This is a genomic window from Nonomuraea deserti, from assembly GCF_004348685.1.
Lineage (GTDB): Bacteria > Actinomycetota > Actinomycetes > Streptosporangiales > Streptosporangiaceae > Nonomuraea > Nonomuraea deserti.
Genome location: NZ_SMKO01000283.1, coordinates 1 through 9,551 on the forward strand (window position 1 = coordinate 1; position 9,551 = coordinate 9,551).

General features: G+C 73.0%; 7 protein-coding genes. 6 read left to right on the forward strand and 1 reads right to left on the reverse strand.

All coding sequences use genetic code 11. The features are described 5' to 3' along the window. From E1292_RS47485 to E1292_RS47505, 5 genes are all read left to right on the forward strand, one after another. On the forward strand, nt 1–1,168 hold a 1,168-nt coding region (locus tag E1292_RS47485; protein ID WP_132606381.1), incomplete at its 5' end, for a DUF4153 domain-containing protein. A gap of 8 nt (nt 1,169–1,176) precedes the next feature. Then, nucleotides 1,177–2,748: an N-acyl-D-amino-acid deacylase family protein gene (locus tag E1292_RS47490; protein WP_132606382.1), complete on the forward strand. Its 1,572-nt coding sequence runs from the start codon at nt 1,177–1,179 to the stop codon at nt 2,746–2,748. A 152-nt stretch (nt 2,749–2,900) separates the two neighbouring features. Further along, complete coding sequence (locus E1292_RS47495) at nt 2,901–3,977, forward strand: alanine racemase (RefSeq protein WP_246090916.1); 1,077 nt, start codon at nt 2,901–2,903, stop codon at nt 3,975–3,977. Between the two features lie 6 nt (nt 3,978–3,983). Continuing rightward, nucleotides 3,984–4,367, forward strand: a complete 384-nt coding sequence (locus E1292_RS47500) for a RidA family protein (RefSeq protein WP_165975130.1) — start codon at nt 3,984–3,986, stop codon at nt 4,365–4,367. A 9-nt stretch (nt 4,368–4,376) separates the two neighbouring features. Then, a complete protein-coding gene (locus E1292_RS47505) occupies nt 4,377–5,567 on the forward strand; it encodes a hypothetical protein (RefSeq protein ID WP_132606385.1) in 1,191 nt (396 codons plus the stop codon). Between the two features lie 27 nt (nt 5,568–5,594). Here the strand turns inward: E1292_RS47505 and E1292_RS47510 are convergent, their stop codons facing one another. After that, nucleotides 5,595–6,209, reverse strand: a complete 615-nt coding sequence (locus E1292_RS47510; protein WP_132606386.1) for a LysE family translocator — start codon at nt 6,207–6,209, stop codon at nt 5,595–5,597. Nucleotides 6,210–6,311: 102 nt separating this feature from the next. Between E1292_RS47510 and E1292_RS55330 the strand changes: the two genes are divergently transcribed. Further along, nucleotides 6,312–9,137: a helix-turn-helix transcriptional regulator gene (locus E1292_RS55330; RefSeq protein WP_132606387.1), complete on the forward strand. Its 2,826-nt coding sequence runs from the start codon at nt 6,312–6,314 to the stop codon at nt 9,135–9,137. Nucleotides 9,138–9,551: the final 414 nt, after the last annotated feature.

The following is a 9,551-nucleotide window of genomic DNA, read 5'->3' on the forward strand; positions in this document are numbered from 1 at the left end:
GGCGGTCTCCGGGGCGGGCACGGGCTGGCTGGGCGTGATCAGAGGCGGCGTGTCCGTGGTGCTCGCGCTCGGCCCGGTGCAGTGGTTCCTGGCCGGGCCGCTGAAGAAGCTGTCGGCCCGGCGGCGCGTCATGCCGACGCTGGTCGCCCTGGGCATCACGGCGGTGCTGCTGGCGGTGTTCGGGCTGCTGTTCGCCTCGGCGGACGCGGTGTTCGCCGCCTTCCTGGAGCGGGTGACCACCACGCCGGACTGGGCGGAGTCCGCGCCGTTGCGGATCTTCCTCTTCGTGCTCTTCGCTGTGCTGCTGGCCGCCGTGGTGCTGGTCGCGCTGCGGCCGGTGAACGATCCCGTGGGGCCGCAGAAGAAGTTCAAGGTGAGCAGGAGCATCTGGCTGGTGCCGCTCACGGCGGTGAACCTGCTGTTCGCGTCGTTCGTGGCCGTGCAGATCACGGCGCTGTTCGGGGGCGATGCCTGGGTGCTGAGGACGGCGGGGCTGACCTACGCCGAGTACGCCAGGCAGGGGTTCTTCCAGCTGGTCGTGGTCAGCGTGTTCGTGCTGGGCATCGTGGCCGTCGCCGGCGGGCTGCTCAGGGCCGAGCGGCGCGAGCGCTGGCTGCTGGCGGGGCTGCTGGGGATGTTGTGCGGGCTGACGATGGTGGTGCTGGTCTCGGCGCTGCACCGCATGAACCTCTACACCGACGCCTACGGCCTGTCCAGGCTGCGGTTGTCGGTGCAGGCCACGGTCTGGTGGCTGGGGGCGCTGTTCGCGCTGGTGCTGCTGGCCGGGGCGGTACGGTTCGCGGGCCGCGGCTCCGGCTGGCTGCCGCGTACGGTCGTGCTGGTCACCGGGCTGGGCCTGGGGGCGTTCGCGGTGGTGAACCCGGACCTGCAGGTCGCGTACTCGCAGGTGGAGGTGCGCGGCGTCACCCAGCTGGACTCCGACTACCTGGGCGATCTCGGCGCGGAGGCGGTGCCGGCCCTGGACCGGCTGCCCGAGCCGCAGCGCAGCTGCGTGCTCGCCGACGTGGTCGAGGCCAACGGGCTGGACCGTCCCGATCCGTGGAACGGCTGGAACCTCGCCCGCTCGCAGGCCCGCGACCTGCTGGCCGAACATCCGGTCAACGAGTCCGTGGAGTGCGGCCCGAAGCCGTACCGCGGCTCTGATTGAATCCTGGGGTGAGGTTCGACGTAGTCATCAGCGGCGGCAGGGTGCTCGACGGCACGGGCGCCCCGCCGTTCCGGGCGGACGTGGCGGTCGCCGGCGACAGGATCGCGGCGGTCGGCAGGCTGGACGGCGCGCAGGCCGAGACCGTGATCGACGCGACGGGCCGGTTCGTCGCGCCCGGCTTCGTGGACTGCCATGCCCACGGCGACGCGGCCGTGTTCGACCCGGCCGTGCAGCGGGCGGCGCTGCGGCAGGGGGTGACCACGTTCGTGCTCGGGCAGGACGGCCTGTCCTTCGCGCCCGGCTCGGCCGCGACCGTCGCCTACGCCGCCCGCTATTTCGCCGCCGTCAACGGGCCACTGCCCGGCGGGGCGCCGCAGGACGGGTCGCTGTCCGGCGGGGCGCCGCAGGACGGGTCGCTGTCCGTGGGGCAGCTGCTCGACGGTTACGACCGGGCGGTGGCGCTGAACACCGCCTACCTCCTGCCGCACGGCACCATCCGTTACGACGTCATGGGCCCGTCGTCCGCCCCCGCTTCGGCGGGCGACCTGGCGGCGATGGTGCGGCACGTCGAGCGCGGGCTCTCCGAGGGCGCGGCCGGCCTGTCGAGCGGGCTCGAATACCTGCCGGGCCGCTACGCCTCCGCCGAGGAGCTGGCCGCGCTGTGCGCTCCGCTCGGCGGGCTCCCGTACGTCACCCACATGCGCGCCTACGGTGTGCGTGCCGGGGTGGGCATGGCGGAGGTGGTGGACATCGCCCGGCGCTCCGGCGCCGCCGTGCACGTCTCCCACCTGCACGGTCCCGCCGGCGTGCTGCTGCCGCTGGTCGAGGAGGCGCTCGGCGAGGGCGTCGACCTGACCTTCGACACCTACCCCTACCTGCGCGGCAACACGATCCTGGCCATGGTCGTGCTGCCGCCGTCCGTGCCCGGGGCCGAGACCGACCGGGCCCTGGAGATGATCGCCTCGGACGGGCTGGACGACTGGTGGCCGACGCTGGCCGGCACCTGGCCGAGGCTGACCGTCTCGCACGCGCCCGGGCTGGAGTGGGCGGAGGGCATGACCATGGTGGCGGCGGCCGAGCGGGCGGGGCTGGAGCCGGCCGCGTTCTGCCGCCGCCTCCTGACGGAGACGCGGCTGGAGGCGGGCGTGGTGTCCGCCCGCCCCGACGAGGGCCCTGAGGGTGAGGAGTCCGTACGCCGGATGTTGCGCCATCCGTCGCAGACCGGCGGCTCCGACGGGATCTATGTGGGTGGTCATCCGCATCCGCGGGGCTTCGGGGCGTTCGCCCGGTTTCTGGGCCGGCATGTCAGGGAGCTCGGCGACTGGACCTGGGAGCAGGCCGCGGTGCATCTGGCGGCGCATCCGGCCCGGCGGTTCGGGCTGGCCGACCGAGGGCTGGTCCGGGACGGGTTCGCGGCCGACGTGGTCGTTTTCGACCCTGACACGGTGGCCGACCTGGCGACGTACGCCGCTCCGCGCACGCTCGCGTCCGGCGTGGACGACGTGCTCGTGTCGGGGGTGCGCGTGCTGGCCGGGGGAGAGCTGACCGGCGCCACGCCCGGGCGCGCGCTGCGACCGTGATCGCGGCCGGGTCTTGCCCTGGGATGTCGGGATGCGGCCGGGTCGCGCGCGGGGTGTCAGGGTGCGGCCGGGTCTTGCTTGCGATGTTGGGATGCGGCCGGGTCTTGCTTGGGATGTCAGGATAGCGTCGGACGTTGATGGAAAGGGGCTCTGTGCAGGCGACACTCGGGCGGTCGATCTTCGACGGAGCGCTCGGTTTCCCGCTGATGGTGGTGCGCCAGGACGCGCTCGAGCACAACGTGGCGACGATGGCGGCCTTCGCCCGCGACCACGGCCTTGAGCTGGCGCCGCACGTCAAGACGCACATGTCCGCTGAGATCGCCGCGCTCCAGCTCGGCGCCGGCGCCTGGGGGCTGACCGTCGCCACGCCGCGCCAGGCCGAGGCGGCCAGGGGTTTCGGGGCGGGCCGGATCATGGTCGCCAACCAGGTCGTCGACCCGGCGGGGCTGGCCTGGGCGGCCGGCGAGCTGGAGCGCGATCCCGCGTTCGAGTTCCTGAGCTTCGCCGACTCCGTGGCCGGGATCGGCATCCTGGCCCGCCACGCGGGGTCGCGGCCGTTCCGGGTGCTGGTGGAGCTGGGGCACGTAGGCGGGCGTGCCGGGTGCCGGTCGCTGGACGACCTGCTGGCGGTGGTGGCCTGCGCGCAGGAGACGCCCGGGGTCGAGCCGGTGGGGATCGCGGGGTACGAGGGTGCGCTCCAGACCGCCGACGAAGTCCGGAAATATCTGGACTCGTTGCAGGAGGCGGTCGCCTACCTCCGCGTCCGCGACCCGATCCTGACCGTGGGCGGCAGCCAGTGGTTCGACGTGATCGGGCGCGAACTCGTCGCCACCCAGGCCCGCATCCTGCTGCGCAGCGGCGCCTACGTCACCCACGACGACGGCTACTACCGCGAGCACACGCCGTTCAACCGCATCCAAGGCGGGCTGCGGCCGGCGCTGGAGGTGTGGGCGCACGTGCTCTCCACGCCCGAGCGGGGGCTCGCGGTCGTCGGCATGGGCAAGCGGGACGCGCCGTACGACGAAGGGCTGCCCATCCCGCGGCGCGCCGGCGTCACCGTCACGAAGATGCAGGACCAGCACACCCTGGTGCGCGGCGACGGGCTCGAGGTCGGTGACCTGCTGGCCTTCGGCATCTCGCACCCCTGCACCGCGTTCGACAAGTGGCGCGAGCTGCCTCTGGTGGACCAGGACTACCGTGTCGTTGGCACGATACATACCAACTTCTAGGGAGAAATCGTGAAGAAGGAGCTCAGGACCACCGAGGGCGCCGCCCCGATCGGCGCCTACTCCCAGGGTCTCGTGGTGGGCGACTTCGTCTACACCTCGGGCATGGGGCCGATCGACCCGCAGACCGGCGAGGTCGACGGCGACGACGTCGCCACCCAGACCCACCGGGTCATGCGCAACCTCGGCGCCATCCTCGCCGCGCACGGCCTCGGCTTCGACGACGTGGTCAAGGCCACGGTCCACCTGCAGCACCTCAAGCGCGACTTCGCCGCGTACAACGAGGTGTACAAGTCGTACTTCAACCCGCCCTTCCCCGTACGCACCACCGTGGGGTCCGAGCTGATGGACATCCTGGTGGAGATCGACTTCGTCGCGCACAAGAGCGCTTAAGGTCTGCTTGTGGACAGTTCGGTATACGCCTTCGTCGAGGACCTGCGCGGCGAGGGCGTCGAGCGGGTGCTCGACAGGATCAGCGCGTACGGCGTGCGCGGCGTCACCGTCGGCGCCGTGCACCACGCCTCCCGCGACGTCACCCCGCACGGACTGTCCCGGCTGACCATCCGCCACGACGGCGCCCACTTCACCCCGCCGCCCGACCTGTTCGCCGGGCTCCGGCTCGCTCCCGTTCCGGGCTATCAGGATGCGTTCGACGGGCTTCGCGAAGCCTGTGCGCAACGCTCCATGAAGCTCCACGGATGGACGGTCTTCCTGCGTAACGCCACGCTAGGCATGAAGCATCCGGACGTGACGGTCCGCGACTGCTTCGGCGACCGCGGCTCTCTCACCGACCTGTGCCCCGCCCACCCCGACGTGCGCGAATACGCGGTCGCGCTGGCCAGGGCGGTGGCCAGGCTCGGGGTCGACAGCGTGGTGGCCGAGTCGCTGCACTTCAGGCCGCTCAGGCCGCAGCGCTCGTTCGTGCCGCTCGGCCCGATGGACACCTACCTGTTCGGCCTCTGCTTCTGCGACTACTGCATGCGCAGGGCCACCGACCTGGGCGTGAACGCCGACGTGGCGCGCGACGAGTGCGCCAGGATCGTGGGCGGCGTGTTCGACGGCGACCCGGCCGCGCAGGGCGAGGTGACCAGGGCGGCGCTGACCGCGTACGCGGGGCCGGAGGTCGTGGCCTACGCCAGGGCCCGGTCGGAGACCGTGACCACGCTGGTGTCCGAGGTGGCCTCCGCCGTGGCGGACGAGGGGTCCAAGCTGGTGTTCATCGACTCCACGGGCGCGGTCAAGGGCTACACCGACGGGCTGCCCACGCCGGGGCTGGCCGCCCATGACGCCTGGCAGCTCGGCGTCGACCTGGTGGCGCTCGGCGACCTGGTGCCCGCCTTCGGGGTGCTGGCCTACGCGCGCGACGCGGCCAGGGTGGCCGACGACGTGGGCGCCTACCTGCGGTCCGTGGGCAAGGATCGCGAGGTGCGTGCCGTGCTGCGGCCGGGCCATCCCGACAGCGACTCGGCCGACCGGCTGGTGGCCAAGGCCCGCGGCGCCAAGGCGGCGGGCGCGCTCGCGGTCGACTTCTACGCGTACGGGCTGGCGCCCCACCCCGTGCTCGACCGCATCCCGGCCGCGCTGGACCTCTGAACCGCCGGACCCGTCGAGCGGCGCGGATCACCTTCTCCCGGCGAACGCGGTGGCCACTCCCAGGCCGAGATAGACGACGCCGCTGACGTACCGGAGCGCCCTGGCCCTGCGGCGCAGGCGGCGGCCCAGCGCGCCGGCGGCGAACGCGTACACGACGTCCGACACCAGCCCCAGGAGCAGCGCCGTGAGCCCGAACACCACCACCTGCAGGGTCGGGGAGCCCGCGCCGGGGTCGACGAACTGCGGCAGGAACGCCAGGAAGAACAGCGCCACCTTGGGATTGAGCACGTTGACCAGCACGCCTTCGAGGAACACCTTGCGCAGCGGCTGCCGCCGCGGTGCCCCGGTCTCGGCGTCCTTGCCCATGAACGCGCGGATGCCCAGGTAGACGAGGTAGGCGACGCCCGCCCACTTGACGATCGCGAAGAGCGTCGCCGACTGCGAGATCACGTACGACAGGCCCGCGGCGGCCGCCGCGATGTGCACGAGTGTGCCGATCTCCACGCCGAGCGCGCTGGCCAGGCCGGCCGCCCGGCCCTGGGCGAGTCCTCTGGCGGTGATGTAGAGATGGTTCGGCCCCGGGATGAGGATCAGGGCGAGCGAGGCGGTCACGAAGAGGGCGTACGTTGTTGGAGGAATCACAAAAGAGCAGCGTAAGATGCTTTTGGTAGGGAGATCAGGGCCAATCGGAGGCCGTTTCCCCGGACCAATAAAGTGTCGGAGGGGCGTGGCATCGTTTCTGGCGTGAAGGGTCTCCTCGTCGGGCGCGCTGCTGAGCTGGCCAGGCTTGTGCGGGTGGTGCGGTCGGCCGCCGACGGCACGGCAGGCGTCGCCCTCGTCGGCGGCGACGCCGGGATCGGCAAGACCCGGCTGGTCACCGAGCTGGTCGCCGAGGCCCGCGAGTGTGGTTTCCACGTGCTGGCCGGCCAGTGCGCCGAGCTGGGCGACGCGCTGCCCTACCTGCCGCTGGCCGACGCGCTGCGCGGCGCGGAGCCGAAGGTGCGCGAGGCCGCCGCCACCCATCCGATGCTGGGCCAGCTGCTTCCCGGCACGGAGAGCGCGCAGCCGGCGGGGCTCACCCAGCAGCGGCTGTTCGGCTCGCTGCTCGGGCTGCTGGCCGACGTGCAGCCGGTGCTGTTCGTGATCGAAGACCTGCACTGGGCCGACCGGTCCACCCGTGACCTGCTGGTCTTCCTCAGCCGCATGGTGCAGACGGAGCGGGTCTGCGTCGTCGGCACCTACCGCACCGACGATCTGCACCGCCGCCATCCGCTGCGCTCGGTGCTGGCGGAGCTGAAGCGGCTCCCGACGGTGACGCACGTCGAGCTGGGGCCGCTGGGCGAGGGCGACATGTCTGACTATGTCGCCACGATGGGTGAGGTGGGTGCTCGGGAGCTCGGGCTCATCGTGTCCCGGGCCGACGGCAACCCGTTCTACGCGGAGGAGCTCTTCGCGGCCATGGCCGAGGGCGACGAGCTGCCCGACGAGCTCGCCGGCCTGCTGATGTCCAGGGTCGAGGTGCTGTCGGAGGCCGGGCAGCGCGTGCTGCGGGCCGCCGCCGTGGCCGTGCGCAGGGTCGAGGACGAGCTGCTGCGGGAGGTGTCAGGGCTGCCGCTGGCGGAGTACGAGGAGGCGGTGCGGGAGATCGTCTCGCGCGGGCTGCTCAGGGTCGACGGCTACGGCTACACCTTCCGCCACGCGCTGCTGCAGGAGGCCGTCTACACCGACCTGCTGCCCGGCGAGCGCACCAGGCTGCACGCCGCCTTCGCCCGGCTGCTGTCCTCTCCCGCAGAGCTGGCCCACCACCACCTCGCCGGCCACGACCTCACCGGGGCGCTGGTGGCCTCCGTCGAGGCGGGCCGCCAGGCCGCGCTCCTCGGCGCGCCCGCCGAGGCCCACGAGCACTACGAGCGGGCGCTCGGCCTGTGGGAGCGGGTCGACGGTGCGGCAGGGCTCACCGGTGAGAGCCGGGAAGGGCTGGCGTTCCAAAGCGCCGTCATGGCCGCCGGCGCCGGCGACAACCACCGCGCGACCACCCTGCTCAGGGCCCTGCCGCCGACGTCCGAGGTGCTCGAGCGGCTCGCCTACTACCTTTACGACGCCGACGACCAGCAGGCCACGATCGCGGCGGCGGAGCGCGCGGTCGAGACGGCGCGCGACCGGCCCGAGCTCGCCCGCGCCCTGGCCACCCAGGCCCGCGCGCTGCTCTGGAGCCCGCGCCACCGCGAGATCGAGAGCCTCACCGCCCGCGCGCTCGACGTCGCTCGCGCGTCAGGGGCCAAAGACGCCGAGGTCGGTGCGCTGCTCACGCTGGCCACCTACGTCGAACACCAGGGTGACGCCGGCAGGGCGCACGAGCTGGTCAACATCGCCGCCGCCGAGAGCTCCGGCGACCTGGCGATGGACCTGCGCGCCCGCTTCCACCACGCCCGCATCCACTACGAGGGCGGCCGGCTCGACCACGCGGCGGAGGTGGCCGACGAGGGCATCCGCATGGCGTTCGAGACGGGTCTCAAGTGGAGCACCTACGGCACCGACCTGCGTTTCCTGCGCTTCCTCATCCACTATGTCGCGGGTGAGTGGGACCAGGCGGAGACGGTCGCGGGCGGCTTCCCCGTGCGGGTGGGCACGCCGCCTGAGGCGATATTGTCGTCGTTCGCGCTGTTCGTCGAGGTGGGGCGCGGCCTGCCGGCGGTGGAGAGCCGGCTGGGCTGGTTGCGGCCGTTCTGGTCCGACGACCTGGCCGCCTACATGTCCCGAGGGCTGGCCGCCGAGCACGCCCTGTGGAACGGCGACCCCCGGACCGCTCTCGACCACGTCCACGCGGTCATGGACCGGCTGGACGACGGCGACTCGGGCACCGTCCGGCTGGCCGCCGTCGGGCTGTGGGCGCTGGCGGGGCTCGGCAGCACCGACGGCGCCGACGAGTTGCGCCGCCGCGCCCGCGACGCCATCGAGGCCGGCCCCACCGGGGATGGCGGCCACCTGGGCCCCGAGGGCCAGGCCTGGGGCCTGCGCGTGGAGGCCGAGTGGCACCGCGTGCACGGCCGGCTCGACGTGGACCTGTGGCGGCGGGTGGTGGAGGCCTTCGACTACGGGTTCGTCTACGAGACGGCCCGCGCCCGCTGGCGGCTGGCCGAGGCGCTGCTCGCCGCCGGCGACCGGGAGGCGGCCCAGGCGGAGTGGGATCTCGCCAGGGAGACGGCGGGCAAGCTGCGCGCCGCGCCGCTGGAGAACGCGCTGCACGAGTTCGGGCGCAGGGCCCGCTTCGGCGACGGTGGTCGCGGGGCGCGCGTCGGCGGTGGTCAAGGGGCCGGCGACGGAGGGCGCCGGGCCCGCACCGGCGACGGAGGGCGCGGGGCCCGCACCGGCGACGGAGGGCTCACGGCCCGCGAGGCCGAGGTGCTGAGCCTGGTCGCGGAGGGGCTGACCAACCGGGAGATCGCGGAGCGGCTGTTCATCGCGCAGAAGACGGTGAGCGTGCACGTCTCCAACATCCTGGCCAAGCTGGAGGTGTCCACCCGCACCCAGGCAGCTGCGGCGGCCCGCCGCCGAGGGCTGCTCGGCTAGCCGGTCACGTGGTCGATCAGGAGGTCGACCCTGCGCTGCTGCCGACGCTCCGCCGGGATCCGGCCGTCGTGGGCCAGGGCCGCCGGCCCGTGCTTGAGACGTTGAGCACCTCTCGGCGAAGGGAGCGACGCCGTGGCCCGCCACCACCGGCTCCGGGTCGGCGACCAGCTCCCGGGCTCGCGGATCACCGTGAGGCTTCGGTCAGTGGGTCGGGGCTTGCGGGGCGTCGCGAGGCTTCGGTTGGCGGGCTCGGACTTGCGGGGCGTCGTGAGGCTTCGGTCAGCAGGTCGGGGGTTGTGGGTGGTCGCTGGGCCTCGGTCGGCGGATTGGAAAGGGAGTGGTTGTGAGGTTTCGGTCGGCGGGTTGGGGCTTCGGTTGGTCGTGGGGCTTCGGTCGGCGGGTTGGGGTTTCGGT